This window comes from Polynucleobacter sp. UK-Mo-2m-Kol15 (assembly GCF_018881505.1).
Classification (GTDB): domain Bacteria; phylum Pseudomonadota; class Gammaproteobacteria; order Burkholderiales; family Burkholderiaceae; genus Polynucleobacter.
The window spans coordinates 1,143,336-1,158,436 of sequence record NZ_JACVQC010000001.1; the positions used below are offsets into that span (position 1 = coordinate 1,143,336).

At 45.5% G+C, this 15,101-nt stretch carries 20 protein-coding genes; 10 read left to right on the forward strand and 10 right to left on the reverse strand.

What is annotated here, in order from left to right; translation table 11 throughout:
* The first annotated feature begins 47 nt into the window (after positions 1–47).
* Positions 48–1,103: a formate dehydrogenase subunit gamma gene (locus tag ICN43_RS05965; RefSeq protein WP_216197777.1), complete on the forward strand. Its 1,056-nt coding sequence runs from the start codon at positions 48–50 to the stop codon at positions 1,101–1,103.
* A gap of 10 nt (positions 1,104–1,113) precedes the next feature.
* Positions 1,114–1,383, forward strand: coding sequence for a hypothetical protein (locus ICN43_RS05970; protein ID WP_216197778.1), 270 nt, complete (start codon positions 1,114–1,116; stop codon positions 1,381–1,383).
* Here ICN43_RS05970 and ICN43_RS05975 read toward each other — a convergent pair whose 3' ends face one another.
* Positions 1,384–2,094 (reverse strand): ATP-binding cassette domain-containing protein, encoded by a 711-nt coding sequence (locus ICN43_RS05975; protein WP_216197780.1) that lies wholly within the window; start codon positions 2,092–2,094, stop codon positions 1,384–1,386.
* On the reverse strand, positions 2,087–2,782 hold the full coding sequence (locus ICN43_RS05980) for an ABC transporter permease (RefSeq protein ID WP_216197782.1): 696 nt from the start codon (positions 2,780–2,782) through the stop codon (positions 2,087–2,089). Before ICN43_RS05980 ends, ICN43_RS05975 begins: the two co-directional genes overlap by 8 nt.
* Before the next feature lie 65 nt (positions 2,783–2,847).
* Here ICN43_RS05980 and ICN43_RS05985 point away from each other — a divergent pair, with 65 nt between their 5' ends.
* The 3 genes from ICN43_RS05985 to cls are packed head-to-tail and all read left to right on the forward strand — an operon-like array spanning position 2,848 to position 5,272.
* Positions 2,848–3,048, forward strand: a complete 201-nt coding sequence (locus ICN43_RS05985) for a hypothetical protein (protein ID WP_216197783.1) — start codon at positions 2,848–2,850, stop codon at positions 3,046–3,048.
* Positions 3,048–3,800 (forward strand): endonuclease/exonuclease/phosphatase family protein, encoded by a 753-nt coding sequence (locus ICN43_RS05990; RefSeq protein WP_216197786.1) that lies wholly within the window; start codon positions 3,048–3,050, stop codon positions 3,798–3,800. Before ICN43_RS05985 ends, ICN43_RS05990 begins: the two co-directional genes overlap by 1 nt.
* Entirely contained in the window at positions 3,797–5,272 is a 1,476-nt protein-coding gene (gene cls, locus ICN43_RS05995; RefSeq protein WP_216197787.1) for a cardiolipin synthase, read from the forward strand. The genes ICN43_RS05990 and cls overlap by 4 nt, the downstream gene beginning before the upstream one ends.
* Here cls and ICN43_RS06000 read toward each other — a convergent pair.
* Together ICN43_RS06000 and ICN43_RS06005 are read right to left on the reverse strand one after the other, a co-directional pair.
* Positions 5,269–6,453: a CaiB/BaiF CoA-transferase family protein gene (locus ICN43_RS06000; RefSeq protein WP_216197790.1), complete on the reverse strand. Its 1,185-nt coding sequence runs from the start codon at positions 6,451–6,453 to the stop codon at positions 5,269–5,271. The two genes, cls and ICN43_RS06000, sit on opposite strands and share 4 nt — an antisense overlap.
* A gap of 12 nt (positions 6,454–6,465) precedes the next feature.
* Positions 6,466–7,635, reverse strand: a complete 1,170-nt coding sequence (locus ICN43_RS06005) for an acyl-CoA dehydrogenase family protein (protein ID WP_216197792.1) — start codon at positions 7,633–7,635, stop codon at positions 6,466–6,468.
* 187 nt (positions 7,636–7,822) lie between these two features.
* On the opposite strand from ICN43_RS06005, the gene ICN43_RS06010 reads away from it, so the two are divergent.
* The 4 genes from ICN43_RS06010 to ICN43_RS06025 all read left to right on the forward strand — a co-directional run bounded on the left by ICN43_RS06010 (position 7,823) and on the right by ICN43_RS06025 (position 10,493).
* The gene (locus ICN43_RS06010; protein ID WP_216197794.1) at positions 7,823–8,326 is read left to right on the forward strand and encodes a YqaA family protein; all 504 of its coding nucleotides are present in this window, start codon (positions 7,823–7,825) and stop codon (positions 8,324–8,326) included.
* A gap of 52 nt (positions 8,327–8,378) precedes the next feature.
* Positions 8,379–9,155, forward strand: coding sequence for a 3-hydroxybutyrate dehydrogenase (locus ICN43_RS06015; protein ID WP_216197796.1), 777 nt, complete (start codon positions 8,379–8,381; stop codon positions 9,153–9,155).
* Between the two features lie 127 nt (positions 9,156–9,282).
* On the forward strand, positions 9,283–9,861 hold the full coding sequence (gene sodB, locus ICN43_RS06020) for a superoxide dismutase (protein ID WP_216197799.1): 579 nt from the start codon (positions 9,283–9,285) through the stop codon (positions 9,859–9,861).
* A 38-nt stretch (positions 9,862–9,899) separates the two neighbouring features.
* On the forward strand, positions 9,900–10,493 hold the full coding sequence (locus ICN43_RS06025; protein WP_216197801.1) for a urate hydroxylase PuuD: 594 nt from the start codon (positions 9,900–9,902) through the stop codon (positions 10,491–10,493).
* An 84-nt stretch (positions 10,494–10,577) separates the two neighbouring features.
* Here the strand turns inward: ICN43_RS06025 and ICN43_RS06030 are convergent, their stop codons facing one another.
* The 3 genes from ICN43_RS06030 to ICN43_RS06040 form a co-directional block, all read right to left on the reverse strand.
* Positions 10,578–11,747 carry an NAD(P)/FAD-dependent oxidoreductase gene (locus ICN43_RS06030; RefSeq protein WP_216197803.1) on the reverse strand — a complete coding sequence of 390 codons (1,170 nt, stop codon included), beginning with the start codon at positions 11,745–11,747 and terminating at the stop codon, positions 10,578–10,580.
* 64 nt (positions 11,748–11,811) lie between these two features.
* Positions 11,812–11,979 (reverse strand): rubredoxin, encoded by a 168-nt coding sequence (locus ICN43_RS06035; protein ID WP_046330356.1) that lies wholly within the window; start codon positions 11,977–11,979, stop codon positions 11,812–11,814.
* A gap of 63 nt (positions 11,980–12,042) precedes the next feature.
* Positions 12,043–12,528: a rubrerythrin family protein gene (locus tag ICN43_RS06040; protein ID WP_216197805.1), complete on the reverse strand. Its 486-nt coding sequence runs from the start codon at positions 12,526–12,528 to the stop codon at positions 12,043–12,045.
* 273 nt (positions 12,529–12,801) lie between these two features.
* On the opposite strand from ICN43_RS06040, the gene ICN43_RS06045 reads away from it, so the two are divergent.
* Positions 12,802–13,902: an alkene reductase gene (locus ICN43_RS06045; protein ID WP_216197807.1), complete on the forward strand. Its 1,101-nt coding sequence runs from the start codon at positions 12,802–12,804 to the stop codon at positions 13,900–13,902.
* A 69-nt stretch (positions 13,903–13,971) separates the two neighbouring features.
* Here ICN43_RS06045 and ICN43_RS06050 read toward each other — a convergent pair whose 3' ends face one another.
* From ICN43_RS06050 to ICN43_RS06060, 3 genes are read right to left on the reverse strand one after another with little or no spacing between them, the layout of a single operon-like run.
* Positions 13,972–14,121: a hypothetical protein gene (locus ICN43_RS06050; protein WP_216200095.1), complete on the reverse strand. Its 150-nt coding sequence runs from the start codon at positions 14,119–14,121 to the stop codon at positions 13,972–13,974.
* Between the two features lie 49 nt (positions 14,122–14,170).
* Complete coding sequence (locus ICN43_RS06055) at positions 14,171–14,362, reverse strand: hypothetical protein (protein WP_216197809.1); 192 nt, start codon at positions 14,360–14,362, stop codon at positions 14,171–14,173.
* Positions 14,359–15,075, reverse strand: a complete 717-nt coding sequence (locus ICN43_RS06060; RefSeq protein WP_370623160.1) for a hypothetical protein — start codon at positions 15,073–15,075, stop codon at positions 14,359–14,361. Before ICN43_RS06060 ends, ICN43_RS06055 begins: the two co-directional genes overlap by 4 nt.
* Between the last annotated feature and the right edge of the window lie 26 nt (positions 15,076–15,101).

Genomic DNA, 15,101 nt, shown 5'->3' on the forward strand with positions numbered 1-15,101 from the left:
TCAGTTAAACAACAATAAATAAAACGAAAACGTTTAAGGATATTTGTATGAATCGATCATTTTCAAGTGTTAGCCGCTCTTGGTTAATAGCACTGGGTGTATCACTCAGCTTGCTAAGCGGTGTGAGCATGGCAGATCGTGCGCCAATGCCGCCTCTGCCTAGCCCAAGCGGAATTGATTTCCCAAAGGATCTCAATGCGATTTCTAATGGAACTCAGGCTCAATCACAACCGGCGAATACAGCTCCAAAAGAGGGTGCAATTTGGGATACAGCCAATAGCGATCCTTACAACTACGTGAGCATTCCTGACAAAGAGTCTAGTGTATTGATTCAACGTGCTGGACAACAATGGCGCTTAATTCGTAATGGGGTCATCACTGTATACGGTGCATGGATCTTGGCCATTGCTTTCTTTGCTATTGCTGGGCTGTTCTTGGTCAAGGGTCCAATTAAGCTACATGCCCCTATGTCAGGTCAAAAAATCAAGCGCTTTAATGGTTTTGAGCGTTTCACCCACTGGGTAATGGCTGCCAGCTTTATCGGCCTAGCGTTAACCGGTATGTTGATTTTGTGGGGTAAGTTTTTTGTAATGCCTTTGATCGGCGGAGCAGCTTATGGATCATTCTTAATGATTTGTAAGAACATCCATAATTATTCTGGACCACTGTTTACTCTGAGCGTTGTCATTTTCTTCTTGCTATTTGCCACTCGTAATATCCCAGGCAAGGGTGACCTCACCTGGTTGATGTCTCTTGGTGGGGCTTTAACTGGCAAGCATCCACCTGCAGGCTTCTTTAATATGGGAGAAAAAATCTGGTTCTGGTTTGGTATGGTTGTTCTGGGTCTCACCATCTCCGCTTCTGGATTCGTGCTTGATATGATTGTGCCATTCATGGACGTGCAATATCTGCGCGGTACCATGCAATTAGCTAACATCATTCATAGCACTGCCTCTATCTTGATGACTGCAATGGCAATGGGTCACATTTACATCGGTTCTATTGGTATGCAAGGTTCCTCGGACGGCATGATGACTGGTTACGTTGATGCTACTTGGGCTAAAGAGCACCATGAGCTCTGGTATGACAAAGTTAATAAATAAGGACATGGCTATGAAAAAAATCATTGCTCTCACACTCTGCTCATTCGCCAGCACGGCTGTATTTGCTGCTTTGCCTCCCCTCACACCTGAAGCTCAAGAGGCTGCAAATTTAGCAAAAGCAAAATCTGCCTATGGCGACAGGGTTGGAGCATTCCAGCTATGCCAGGCTCAAAATAAGGTAGCTGATCGCTTCAGAGTTTCTGGAACGCCTGCTCCAGCCGCATGTGTGGCTCCGCCACCATTTGTGGCGCCTGTAGCTGCAGCACCTGCGGCAAAGTAATTAGTCGGCTAGTAATTCTTGATGTAAGTAGCGTTTAGCTGCTTGTGTCTGAGGATTGGTAAAGAAAGGACCTACGGGTCCTTTTTCTTTGATCTGTCCTTGGTCGATAAACACAATGTACTCCGCCAGTCTTTGGACTTGTGCAAGCTGGTGGGATGTGAAGATTACATCTGATCCCTCGAGCTTAAATTGACGAATGATTTCTTCGACCTGCTCTGTAGTATTGGGATCTAAATTCGCGGTGGGTTCATCGAGTAAGACTAAATTGGGTTTTTGCAAGATAGCTCGCCCTAAGCATAATTTTTGTCTTTCTCCTGCCGAGAGTTTATGTGCTGGGCTGTTAGCAAGATGGCTTAATCCGATCTGCTCCATCACTACATCAATAGCGCTAGAGTGAATCGAGGGATCGGAGTCTGTAACCATTGCAATGTTGGCTCTAGCCGAGGCCTTGATCATTGGTGTGTGATGCAATACGAGAGATGATTTGATCGCGCGGTTTGAGTGAGTGACTGTGCCTGAATTCGGTTTAATCAAACCATCAACTAGTTTTAGGAAGGTCGTTTTTCCAGCACCATTAGGACCAATGCAGGCACAAATCCGGTCAGCGGGAATAATCGCATGAGGAATATCTAAAATAATTCGCCCATCGTTTTTGACAATGATGTCCTTGAGTTCGATGAATTGCTTAAATTGCTCGGAGGAATTAACCATAGCGACGCTCCGCAATTTGACGAACTACAAACGTAAATAGGTTTGCCAACAGCACAATACCTAGCAAAACAATACCTAAGGCTAGAGCCAAGGGGAGATCGCCTTTACTCGTTTCCAGAGCGATTGCTGTAGTCATGGTGCGGGTTGAGCGGTCAATGTTGCCGCCGACGATCATTACTGCGCCAACCTCGGATATTGCTCTGGCCAGTCCAGCCAAGACTGCAATGGTTAATGAAAAACGGCAGTCCCAAATCAGCCATTTCAGGGCAGAAATTCTGGGTAGGCGAAGTGCCATAAAGGAGTCTCGATGAATTCTCCATGAATCCTCTAAGATTTGGCGGCTCAAAGCGGCAATGAGAGGGGTTGTGAGCAGTGTTTGGGCAAGGATCATACCCTTGGGTGTAAAGAGCCAGCCCCATACCCCTAAAGGCCCTGTCCTGGATAGTAGAAGGTATACAACTACACCCACAATCACTGTTGGGACACCCATGAGGGTATTTAGGGCGATGGTGATTGCTTTTTTACCGCTAAATTCCTCGGTTGCTAAAACCGCCCCCAGCGGCAGTCCGATGATTGTGCCCAAAAGTAGCGCTGTTAGGCTTACCTGAAGTGAGACTAGGACGATACCCATTACCCCGGCATCTAAATGCGCAAGGAGACTTAAGGCATCCTGAAAGGTCGTCAACATGGGCTCGATTCTAGCAAGGGGATGGCAAAATGGCATTAATGCAAACAATTTCCCCTTTTTAGCTCATGGCCGAAGTCATCTGTCTCTGTAATGAGGTTCTCGATGTTGATCTTCGGGAATATCTCGATACCCATCCAATCGACTCTATTGATGAGCTGCGTGATCAGGCATCCGTCTGCAATAAATGTATGCAATGCCAAGATTTAGTTGAGGGTGAAATTTATTTAGCACGCGTTAGACGACAGCGTGCAGCTGGACAGTTTTAATGATGCAAGGTAAGGTGGGTCGCTTTAGCGTGATGAGTATGAATGTGCATAAGGGCTTATCACCTTTACACAGAAAATCTACTATCTACGAACTACGTCAGAAAATGCGTAGCCATCACCCAGACTTACTTTTTTTGCAGGAGCTGCAGCAGGAGCATCGTGGCCGGATGAAACGATTTGGCCAATGGCCATTAACAGAGCTCACCCATTTTCTCTCTGAAGACTTTTGGCACGACTGGCACTACGGTAAGAATGTCGAGTACCCAGATGGTCATCATGGCAATGCGATTCTCTCTAAAAGACCTTTACATAAGGGTGAGAACTACAATATCTCTGCTTATCCATTTGAGAGACGTGGCCTGCTCCACAGCATTACTCAATTAGAAGGTGTGGCAATCCCGATCCATTGTTTTTGTGTTCACCTAGCGCTATTTGAAAGAGGGCGAGAGCGTCAATTAGAAGAAATTATTCATTACATTGATTCACTGGCAGGGGGTTGTCCAACGATTGTGGCGGGGGACTTCAATGATTGGCGCAATCGTGTGAGCGCCCCAATGCGCGCCGCTGGTTTTAATGAAGTTTTCGAAGCTCTAACTGGCTCTCCTGCAAAAACCTTTCCGAGTGTGAAGCCCATACTTCCGATGGATCGGATTTATGTGCGGGGCATAAAAATTCATTCTGCAGAAGTGTTGCATGAATGGTTGAAACTATCTGATCACTTAGGCATCACTGCTGAACTGGAAATCGTATGAACTTTTTAAATTACCTATCAGGATCTATTTTCGGCGTCTCATTTATTTGGGCGCCGATATTGCATGTTGCGATTGTGATCCTATTTGGATTTCATATGATTTCTGTCAGAAGACCGGTAGCAGTTTCGATTGCCTGGTTTTTGATTGTGGTTTTATTTCCGTTGATTGGTGTTAGCTTATACATTTTAATTGGTGAGCGCCCAGTGGGTCGTAAGCTCACTCGAAAAATTATTCGGATGGATAAAGAGTATGCCGCCATTACTGGGGATATGCGCAAGCACTATCAGGCTGATAGACAGTTACTTCCTATTGAGGGGAGGGCGCTCAGTTTATTGGCGGAATCAAAGAACGGATCCCCCGTCATTGCTGGTAACAAGTTAGAGCTTTTCACAAGTTCATTGGAGATCTTGCAATGCTTCGTTGATGAGATTAATCAAGCCAAGAAAACACTGCATTTGGAGTTTTATATTTGGGCATTAGGCGGTGATGCTGACCGTGTTGGTGAGGCTTTAATTGCGGCCGCTAAGCGTGGAGTAGCTTGCAAGGTGCTCTTGGACTCTCTAGGAAGTAATGATTGGTTTAAATCAAGCTGGCCTAATCGCTTCAGAAAAGCCGGTATTCAGGTTGGCGAGGCTTTGCCAATCCAAATTGGCCGCCTCCAGTTCCGTCGCGCCGATCTCAGACTACACCGTAAAATATTTGTGATTGATAACGCCATTGTTTGGACTGGCAGCATGAATATGGTTGACCCACGTAGTTTTAAACAGGATTCTGGTGTGGGTGAGTGGGTCGACGCAATGGTCAGGATTGAAGGACCAGTTGCCTCTCCGTTTGAGCTGACATTCTCATTTGATTGGAGTGTCGATAACCCTAAGATTACGCACTTTAATAAGGCAGCACCAGCTTTAATGCCGATCGAGGGAAATGTGCTGGCCCAAGAGTTTTCTTCTGGACCTGTATATCGCGACGATATCCTCTATCAGGTATTACTCTCCGCCATCATGGATGCGCGTGAAGAGCTCACCATCACTACGCCATATTTTGGTCCGGATGATGGATTGATTCAGGCGCTGATGGCTGCAGCGGGTCGTGGTGTAAAAGTGACCCTCATTGTTCCTAAATTAAACGACTCAACATTAGTTGCTTGGAGTAGCCGCAGTTTTTATACCGACCTCATGAATGCCGGCGTCAAGATCGCTGAATTTCATGGAGGCTTATTGCATACAAAGAGCTTATTGATAGATAAACGAGTTGCTATCTTTGGATCTGTAAATTTTGATCAACGAAGTTTGCGTCTCAATTTTGAAATTAGCTTAATCGTATACAACGATGAGTTTTGTGCCAAGCTCCAGACTTTGATTGAGACATATTTGGCTAAATCTGATATGGTTGACCCGGTGTCTTGGTCTAAGCGACCGCATTGGCGAGTGCTTCTAGAGAATGCAGCTCACTTAACGTCACCTTTGCTTTAAATCGCACCTTCAGACCGTAGGGCTGCAATTTCAGAAGATGACATCCCTAGTTCCGAGAGGATTGCATTGGTATGCTCTCCTACTGCTGGAACCGGATCCATACGATAGTCGTAACTATCATTGACTCCCGGCGGCAGTATTGCTGCGATATTGCCATTTGGAGTGGCAACTTCAGTCCAACGCTGACGAGCTTTTAATTGCTCATGCTTCCAAAGACCATCCATGTCGTTCAGTCGAGCGTTAGCAATCTGAGCTTTATCTAATCGCGCAATTAATTGTTCTCCCGTAATCTGGCTAAAGCAGGCGTTAATGATTTCAAGAAGTTCGGTGCGCTTTTCATTTCGCTTGAAGTTTTTATCAAATCGATCATCTTGAGCAAGGGTAGGATTCTCTAAAACAATTTCGCAAAACTGTGCCCACTCCCGTTCGTTCTGCAATCCCAGCATCACTGTTTTTCCATCCCCAGTCTTAAATGGACCATATGGATAAATGGTGGCATGGGATGCCCCATTTCTAGATGGTGGATTTGCACCTTTATAAGCGTAATACATAGGGAAGCTCATCCATTCACTCAAGGCCTCAAGCATGGAAATATCGATTACTGTTCCTTTTCCAGTTTTCCCTCTTTGTAGTAGTGCGGCCAAAATATTGGTGTAGGCATACATCCCTGCCGCTATATCAGCAATGGAGTTACCAGCCTTGCTAGGGGTTTCTGGTGTACCAGTGACTGACAAGAAGCCTGCTTCACTCTGAATCAACAGGTCATAAGCTTTTTTATCGCGGTAGGGGCCATCATTACCATAGCCAGAGATAGAGCAAAGAATTAAACCAGGATTATCTTTTTGCAATATTTCAGCAGTGAGTCCCATTCGGGCTGCTGCGCCAGGGGCAAGATTTTGTATAAAAACATCAGCTGTTTTTAATAGGGCCCTTAATATTGCCAATGCAGAATCTTGCTTAAGGTCGAGCGTCAGACTTTCTTTCGATCGATTGACCCAAACAAAGTGAGAAGACATTCCTTCCACTTGTGTGTCATAGCCTCGAGCAAAATCTCCACCCTCAGGGCGCTCGATCTTAATAATGCGCGCTCCCAAGTCGGCTAGCTGACGGGTGCAAAAAGGTGCGGCAATGACATGCTCTAGCGCAATAACTGTGATGCCATCCAATGGACGAATACTCATAATTGTTGCCTGTTAAAAGGAGCGTGGTAGACCAAGGACATGCTCCGCCATATAGGAATAAATTAAGTTGGTTGAAATAGGCGCCACTTGATAGAGGCGAGTTTCTCGGAACTTGCGCTCGACATCATACTCATTGGCAAAGCCAAAGCCACCATGAGTTTGTAGGCAAACATTAGCCGCTTCCCAGGATGCTTTTGCAGCCAAGTACTTGGCCATATTGGACTCAGCGCCACAAGCTTGCTTGGCATCAAAAAGCTCGCATGCTTTAAAGCGCATCAGGTTGGCCGCTTCAGTCTCAATATAGGCGTCCGCAATTGGAAATTGAATACCCTGGTTCTTACCGATTGGGCGATCAAATACCACCCGCTCATTAGCATAACGACGTGCTTTATCAACGAACCAGTAGGCATCACCAATACACTCCGCAGCAATGAGAACTCGCTCCGCATTTAGGCCATCCAGGATGTACTTAAATCCTTGACCTTCTTCTCCAATTAAATTCTCTGCAGGGATCTCTAAGTTGTCAAAGAAGACTTCATTGGTTTCATGATTCACCATATTGGCGATCGGCTGAATCGCCATCCCCTTGCCAATAGCATCTTTGAGGTTAACGATGAAGATTGACATACCCTCTGATTTTTTCTTCACTTCTGCCAGTGGGGTAGTGCGTGCAAGCAGAATCATCAAATCGGAATGCTGAATACGAGAGATCCAAACTTTCTGACCATTGACAACATACTTATCACCTTTTTTAACGGCAGTAGTTTTTAGTTTGGTTGTGTCAGTGCCTGTAGTGGGTTCGGTAACCGCCATACTCTGAAGACGCAATTCTCCGGTAGCAATTTTGGGGAGGTAGAGCTTTTTTTGGAAGTCTGAGCCATGGCGAAGCAAAGTACTCATGTTGTACATTTGGCCGTGACATGACCCCGCATTGCCCCCTGAGAAATTAATTTCTTCCATGATGACCGAGGCCTCAGCAAGACCTAGGCCAGAGCCACCAAACTCCTCCGGAATTAAAGCGGCTAACCAACCAGCCTGAGCCATCGCATCAACAAAGGCTTCTGGATACACTCTTTCATGATCCACCTTTTGCCAATAGGCGGAGTCAAAGCTACCGCAAAGGTCGCGCAATGCTTCGCGCATGTCTTGATATTGATCTGGCTTGGGGATGGGGTGATTCATGTGGCTATCTGTAAATAGGGGGGATTAATGAATATGGAGACACCTACAGTTTAAGCAAGAATTCAGAATTGCGGGCAATTCAAAAAGACATTGGCCCTCAGATGTATAGCCGCTCAAAATGCCTATTGGGGCATACTTAGGGGATGGTCATATCCTTACTTTCTAGCCCCCCTGGAGTCATGGCTTAATGGAGCAAATTCTGAGTCAGCTTTTCGACTACTTGGGAATGCCATCGGTTGGCTTGCCAGCAGTATTTATCAGTGCCTTTGTCTCGGCAACTTTGCTACCCGTAGGTTCTGAGCCTATCCTCTTCGGCTATGTTTCAGTTAACCCCCATTTGTATTGGGTTGCTATTATTGTTGCCACTATAGGTAACACTTTGGGTGGCATGTTTGATTGGTGGCTTGGCTTACTCAGTCGTAATAGCTTCGAGTCCCTAAAAGGCCCCTCTAACAGTAGGATGCAGCGCTGGCTTGAAGAGCGCGGCCCCAAAATGCTCCTCTTGTCCTGGCTCCCCGGTTTTGGTGATCCCCTGTGTTTGGCTGCGGGCTGGTTGAGGCTAGCTTGGGCCCCTTGCTTGGTTTATATGTTCATTGGCAAACTACTTCGCTATCTCACGATGACCTGGCTGCTGACTCTTGTTCCCACAAGCGTTTGGCACCAGTTGGGCCATTGGCTTCGCTTAATTTAAATAGTTCCGTTGTATCCTATATTTTTCTGATGAATATCTTACGAGGGCAATCATGTCTCATTTAAAAGGTAAAGTCGCTCTTGTCACTGGCTCAACCAGTGGCATTGGTTTAGCGATGGCTATTGGCTTGGCCAAACAGGGTATCAAAATTATGGTGAATGGATTTGGTGAGAAAGATGCTGCCATTGCCGCAATCAAAGCCTGTGGTGTCGAGGTGGATTATCACGGCGCCGATATGAGTAAGCCTGCCGAGATTGAGGATCTGATTAAACAAACTGAAAAACGTTTTGGCTCTCTCGATATATTAGTAAATAATGCGGGTATTCAGCATACGGCTAATGTTGAAGATTTTTCTGCTGATAGCTGGGAATCCATCATTGCCATTAACCTAAGCTCAGCCTTTTACACTTCTCATCACGCATTGCCTGGAATGAAGAGTCGCAACTGGGGTCGCATTATTAATATTGCCTCTGTTCATGGTCTGGTCGGTTCGATTCAAAAAGCGGCTTATGTAGCTGCCAAGCATGGCATTGTTGGCTTAACCAAGGTAATCGCTCTTGAGAATGCAAAAACTGGTATTACCTGTAACGCGATTTGCCCTGGCTGGGTTCTAACTCCCTTGGTGCAGAAGCAAGTAGACGCACGCGCAGAGCGTGAAGGGATTTCGAATGAGGCTGCCAAAAAAGCACTAGTTTCCGAGAAGCAACCTTCAGGGGAATTTGTCGCCCCTGAGCAATTGGCAGCACTAGCCATTTTCCTCTGCGGTCCAGATGCTTCTGAAGTTCGCGGAGCGGCCTGGAATATGGATGGTGGCTGGACGGCCCAGTAATTTGGTGGGGGTAACTCTCTTGCGCCCCCATTTGCCGGTACTCAAACAAAAATGCCAGAATCGTCTATAGTTATGGCAAATATGGCCGCTCTAGCGCACTATTAACACGACTTACAAGGAAAAAATAATGGAACATACATTACCTCAACTCCCTTACGCATTGGATGCGCTCTCACCATTCATTTCAAAAGAAACGCTTGAGTTTCACTATGGCAAGCATCACCAAACTTATGTTACCAATTTAAATAACTTGGTAAAAGGTACAGAGTTTGAGAATGCTTCCCTAGAAGATATTGTTAAAAAATCAGCAGGCGGTGTTTTTAATAACGCAGCTCAAGTTTGGAACCATACTTTTTACTGGAATAGCATGAAGCCAAATGGCGGCGGTGCTCCAACTGGTCCTTTGGCAGATGCGATCAATGCAAAGTGGGGTTCTTTTGATAAATTTAAAGAAGAGTTTGCAAAATGTGCGGTAGGTACATTTGGATCAGGCTGGGCTTGGTTGGTTAAGAAGACTGATGGTTCACTTGATCTAGTTTCAACAAGCAATGCAGCTACGCCATTAACTACCGATGCAAAGCCTTTGATGACTTGTGATGTTTGGGAGCACGCTTATTACATCGATACTCGTAATGCTCGTCCAAAATATTTGGAAAATTTTTGGAATGTAGTCAACTGGGATTTTGCAAGTAAGAATTTTGCTTAATTCTCGCTGATACATTTATTTTTATCAAGAGAGCTTTCATGTCATCTATCTTTACATCTTTGGGGCGTACAGTTTTAGCTGGCTTCGTGCTCTTGGTTTTAATTGTTTTGGCTTTGGGTGCAAACTTAGGCTCAATTGAATTACCATTCTTATTCCGCTGGATCCACATCATGGTTGGTGTGATGTGGGTTGGATTGCTTTGGTATTTTAATTTCGTCCAGATTCCATCGATGTCAAAAATTCCAGATGAGCAAAAGCCGGCTATTGGAAAAGTCATCGCACCTACCGCTTTGTTTTGGTTTCGTTGGGCAGCATTATTTACAGTTGTGAGTGGCGTAGTCTTGGCTGTATTGAATGGCTACGCTCATCAAGCATTTACTTTGCAAGCCCCGTTCCGCGCAATTGGTTTGGGTATGTGGATTGCTTTGGTGATGGCTTTCAACGTATGGTTCATTATTTGGCCCAATCAAAAACGTGCCTTAGGTATCGTCGCAGTTGGGCCGGATGTCAAAGCGAAGTCTGCACGTGTTGCCATGTTAACTTCACGATTCAATACGATGCTTTCTGTACCAATGCTGTTTTTGATGGTGGCTCAATCTCACAACTCCACTTGGTTTGTCGTCGTCTCATAAGCAAGCCCTAACAGAATGTTAAAAGGCCCGCTTCGCGGGCCTTTTTAATTCATCAAACTACTGACGATCAATGCAAGATGCCTGTTATGGCAGTATCGGCGGTAGTTCTTTGGTGAGTACTGCGCGTTGTGCTGTTGCCGCCCCCAGAAGAGCAAAACCTAATAACTTGCCATCACTCGATTCGAAACGCGCCTCTAGGCCTCCTTCAATAGGATTGATTTTCCATTCCCCAAGCGCGCCCTTGGCTGGCGGAGAAACAATTGTTGGTAATGCGGGGGTCTTGACCATTACAGGCATGGCTGGGTAGGTGAGGGTGGTCACTTGTCCTAGTAGGTTTGGCGCTAAAGCGCGTGCTGCCTGCATGATGGGCATGACATAGGGTAGAACCAAGCCATCGACCTCAGCACAGTCTCCAATGGCGTACACATTACTGGCGCTAGTCTCAAGCTGACGGTTGACTGTAATGCCAGTTGCCGTTGCAATACCGGCTGCTTTAGCTAAGTCTAAGCGGGGCTTTAGACCAACGGCTGATAGAAATACATCACTTGTAATGATTGTTCCATTGGCAAGAGTAATTGTGAGTGCGTCACCATTGCGATCGATTGACTGTACGGTAGTTGTAAAGTGCCAACGAACACCTGCTTCACTTAACTTGGTTTGAAGTGCCTGGACCGCTGCTTCAGGAAGAAGTCGACCCAAAGCTTGCGGAGCTAAATCAATCACATCAACCTCATAGGATCCTAAAACCAAATCATTTGCAAACTCGCATCCAATTAGGCCAGCCCCTAGGATGGCAATTCGTTTTTTACCTTCAATCGATTTACGAAACTGGGCATATTCTTCAAGGTCATTGACGGTGATGACCTCATTCGCAGCATTACCCTGCAAAGGAAGGCGTATCTGATCTGCGCCTAATCCGAGAACTAACTTTCCATAGGAAATGCTTCCTCTAGATGTTGTAATTGTTTGGGCAACAGTATCAATTGCAGTGACAGCTGCCTCACTCAGAATCGTCATTTCTAGCTGCGTTGCCATCCCTTCTGCATTGGTAGAAACTAGCTGCTCAGCAGACTTATTGCTCGCTAGCGCCGTAGAGAGCATCGGCTTTGAGTAAAAATAGCCTGGCTCTTTGGTGACCAGCGTAATTGGAATTGTCTTGTCGAGTTTTCGAAGTTCGCGAATGACAGTGTATCCAGCTAAGCCGCTACCAATGATGACAATTCCTGATGAAGCTGGTTGATTCTGATGATCCAAGGCTGGACTCCCTAGTAATGCGATTATGCGATTAGGCTATTAAGCGATTTATATGTTGCTGAAATTAAGAGACTTGAACCATTTCAAAATCAGATTTAGATACGCCGCAGTCTGGGCACTCCCAATCTTCAGGGACATCAGCCCAAGCGGTGCCAGCAGGAATACCGTCCTCCGGTAAGCCTTTTGCTTCGTCATAGATAAAACCGCATACGATACATTGCCATGATTTCATGATGTTTCCTTAATAGATAATTTGATCAGTTTAAATTTATTTCCATTTTATTTCTGAGTCTACTCAGACTGCAGCAAATGCTTGTGCTTTTTCGAGAGCCTGCTTATAGTGATTTGCATGACGCTCCTCTACCTTAGCTAGGGCTGCAAAACGCTTCGCTGCTTTTACTAGCATCGCTTCAAATTGCTCTGCATGCTCTTTTGACTCAGCAATTTGCTCATCAATTTCTGCTACTGCCGCCGCATTACCTTCGTCTATGGCTGTTTTACGAAAGCTTGGGTACATTTCTGTGTATTCATAAGTTTCACCTTCGATTGCAATCTCTAAGGCTCGAGCTGGGCTGATTGTATTGGCGGGGTAGAGTAAGTCGAGGTGGCCGAAGGCATGCATGAGCTCTTGATCTGCCGTAGCCTCAAAGATCTCAGCGGTTTCTACATCGCCGACTACACGTGCTAATTTTGCAAAATAGCGATACTTAACGTGCGCCATGGATTCACCTGCAAATGCAGATTCCAAGTTTTGGATAGTTTTAATTTCTGGACGGGCCATTTTCATTCCTTTGTGTTTTGATTGGTAAGAGGCGTTTAAGCGCCATGGAATGAATTCTGGACCCCTGATGATAATCAGTCCAGTAAATAATAATGATATTAGTTATCCAATAAATCGATTATAAAGACTTTTCTACTTTATCTTTGCACTACTTTTGGCTGGAGGAGGAATGCGGGAGAGGTTTGCATCAATATTGGGTGTAAGACAGCAAGAAGGGATCATACTTGCTACAGTTCAAATTCAATTATTCATCAGTAAATAAGAAAGAGTCTCATGTCTGGAAAAGAAATCATGTTTACCCCTATCAAGCTCGGCGCTATTGAATTAAAGAACCGTCTTGTAATGGCGCCACTCACCAGAATGCGCGCTATCGATGGGGATGTACCAAATCCTCTGGCAAAAACATATTACGAGCAAAGAGCAAGTGCCGGTCTGATCATTAGCGAGGCTACGCAGATTTCGCCAATTGGAAAAGGCTATCCAGGAACTCCTGGGATTTATTCTGCTGAGCAAACTGCAGCCTGGAAAGAGGTTGTCAGCGCAGTGCACGCAAAGGGTGGAAAAATAGTTGCTCAGTTATGGCATGTAGGTCGCATCTCCCACTCCTCTTTGCATCCAGAGGAGGCTGCTCCAGAAGCGCCGTCGGCAGTAACGCCCGCCGGTCAAACTTATGGTGCCGATTGGAAACTCCATGACTATGAAACTCCGAAAGCCATGACCACTCAGGATATTGCCCGCCTTTTAAAGGATTTTGAATTGGCTGCTGGTAATGCAAAGGCGGCAGGTTTTGATGGTGTTGAAATTCATTCTGCTAATGGTTATTTGCTAGACCAATTTTTACAAGATAAAACCAATCAACGAAGCGATGAATATGGCGGCTCTATTGAAAATCGAATTCGCTTATTGGGTCAGGTTATTGAGTCTGTTGCTAAGATCTACTCAAGTGATCGAATTGGTGTACGTTTGTCGCCATATGGCAGCTTTAATGATATCGCTGATAGCGATCCAGTCGTACTATTTAATGCGCTTATTCAAAAACTAAATGGCTATGAGCTCTCTTATGTGCATATGATTGAGCCGCGCTCCACAAGTGCTGGTGGTGATGATCAGGTTAACTCCGGGGCTCCAATTACCTCCGAGATTTTCCGGTCAGCATACAAAGGTCAATTTATTAGCGCTGGTGGATACGATCAAGCAATGGGGGAGGCCGTTCTCGAGGCTGGCTTGGCAGATGCAGTCGCTTATGGACGTTTGTATATCTCTAATCCAGATTTAGCTGAGCGCTTCCAGAAGGGCGCAACTCTCAATGCCTATAACCGTGCTACGTTCTACGGCGGGGGAGAAGTGGGGTATACCGACTACCCAACACTATAAGCTATAGAAGATTTACAGAGCATTGATCTAGAAAAATTCCCTAAGGACCTCTATCGAAAGATGGGGGTCTTATTTTTTATCTTCCGGATCCTTTAGGAGGCCGTAGTGATTTGCAATCAGTAGCATGGCAATAGATGCTAAACCCATGGCAAAGAACTGCCATTGGTTTAGCATTGCTGTGCCGATCACGGTCATGAGGATGGTCCAACCAATTGCCATTTTGGCTTTTTTACTTAAGGGTTTCATATATCAGAATTGAAGTGAAAAATTATCGAACGGTAATTCTAGCTTTAGCACTGAGCTCGCTTGGTGGGCCGCGTTTATCTAGCTGAGAGAGTCTGAGCGCTTCTTGCTCAAAATCAATTTGCGCTGGATGAAACTCCAGATTACCAAGATGGATGACATAAGTCCACACGAGCTCGCGACCTCTATCTTTGTATACATCTACAACACGCTTCATTTGTTGAGGCCTATGGTGGGTAAGGAGTTGTTTACTGAGCTGATACTTTGCTTTAAATCAATCAAATTTCGGGGATCAATACGAATAACACCACCACGAGGGCTATCTATGTCTGCAATCAAAAAGAAAGCGATTGCGATCATTGTTGGAAAAATCATGAAGAGACCAACATTGTGTTTAAAGTTTCGCGCACCAAAACCTACTAATATATTGGCGCCAACTGCGATTGCCGCCATTAGCCACCAAGCGGCAGTCGGGATACGATTCCACCAGGCAGCTTGAGTATAGCCCCGGGCATTAATCACATCATTCATTCCGGATACCACTAGCGTAATAGGGGGTGTCGGTTGTGTTCGTGCCACAGGGAGTATCTCATTCCACATTGCATTTTCAATAGCCGTAGTGCGCTGTGTAATTTGCTTTGCAGTTTCCTGATTTTGCTTGGAGTAAAACAAGATACGCTGATCTAAGTATTCATTGAGAAGCTCTTTGATGCTTTCTGCAGTTTTGCTCGGCAGAAGGTCTGCTCTTAAGAATTCAGTGCCAATGGCATTTGCCTCGGCCTCCTCATAGGTCTGCCTTAAGTCATATCGAGCTATCGCCATTGAGAAGGTAAAGCCAATGATCAAGCCCAGCAAGGTCAGTGTTGCTGACTGAATAATGCCGAGGTCCGCTGAGGTCTCAGTATCTTTGGTGCGGTACTTACTCAGCACTGCACTGCCAAACCATACTGAGCCCG

Bases quoted from the DNA above. Each gene is read 5' to 3' on its own strand.
- ICN43_RS05965 (WP_216197777.1), top strand. From the start codon at position 48: ATGAATCGATCATTTTCAAGTGTTAGCCGCTCTTGGTTAATAGCACTG.
- ICN43_RS05970 (WP_216197778.1), top strand. From the start codon at position 1,114: ATGAAAAAAATCATTGCTCTCACACTCTGCTCATTCGCCAGCACGGCT.
- ICN43_RS05975 (WP_216197780.1), bottom strand. From the start codon at position 2,094: ATGGTTAATTCCTCCGAGCAATTTAAGCAATTCATCGAACTCAAGGAC.
- ICN43_RS05980 (WP_216197782.1), bottom strand. From the start codon at position 2,782: ATGTTGACGACCTTTCAGGATGCCTTAAGTCTCCTTGCGCATTTAGAT.
- ICN43_RS05985 (WP_216197783.1), top strand. From the start codon at position 2,848: ATGGCCGAAGTCATCTGTCTCTGTAATGAGGTTCTCGATGTTGATCTT.
- ICN43_RS05990 (WP_216197786.1), top strand. From the start codon at position 3,048: ATGATGCAAGGTAAGGTGGGTCGCTTTAGCGTGATGAGTATGAATGTG.
- cls (WP_216197787.1), top strand. From the start codon at position 3,797: ATGAACTTTTTAAATTACCTATCAGGATCTATTTTCGGCGTCTCATTT.
- ICN43_RS06000 (WP_216197790.1), bottom strand. From the start codon at position 6,453: ATGAGTATTCGTCCATTGGATGGCATCACAGTTATTGCGCTAGAGCAT.
- ICN43_RS06005 (WP_216197792.1), bottom strand. From the start codon at position 7,635: ATGAATCACCCCATCCCCAAGCCAGATCAATATCAAGACATGCGCGAA.
- ICN43_RS06010 (WP_216197794.1), top strand. From the start codon at position 7,823: ATGGAGCAAATTCTGAGTCAGCTTTTCGACTACTTGGGAATGCCATCG.
- ICN43_RS06015 (WP_216197796.1), top strand. From the start codon at position 8,379: ATGTCTCATTTAAAAGGTAAAGTCGCTCTTGTCACTGGCTCAACCAGT.
- sodB (WP_216197799.1), top strand. From the start codon at position 9,283: ATGGAACATACATTACCTCAACTCCCTTACGCATTGGATGCGCTCTCA.
- ICN43_RS06025 (WP_216197801.1), top strand. From the start codon at position 9,900: ATGTCATCTATCTTTACATCTTTGGGGCGTACAGTTTTAGCTGGCTTC.
- ICN43_RS06035 (WP_046330356.1), bottom strand. From the start codon at position 11,979: ATGAAATCATGGCAATGTATCGTATGCGGTTTTATCTATGACGAAGCA.
- ICN43_RS06040 (WP_216197805.1), bottom strand. From the start codon at position 12,528: ATGGCCCGTCCAGAAATTAAAACTATCCAAAACTTGGAATCTGCATTT.
- ICN43_RS06045 (WP_216197807.1), top strand. From the start codon at position 12,802: ATGTCTGGAAAAGAAATCATGTTTACCCCTATCAAGCTCGGCGCTATT.
- ICN43_RS06050 (WP_216200095.1), bottom strand. From the start codon at position 14,121: ATGGCAATTGGTTGGACCATCCTCATGACCGTGATCGGCACAGCAATG.
- ICN43_RS06055 (WP_216197809.1), bottom strand. From the start codon at position 14,362: ATGAAGCGTGTTGTAGATGTATACAAAGATAGAGGTCGCGAGCTCGTG.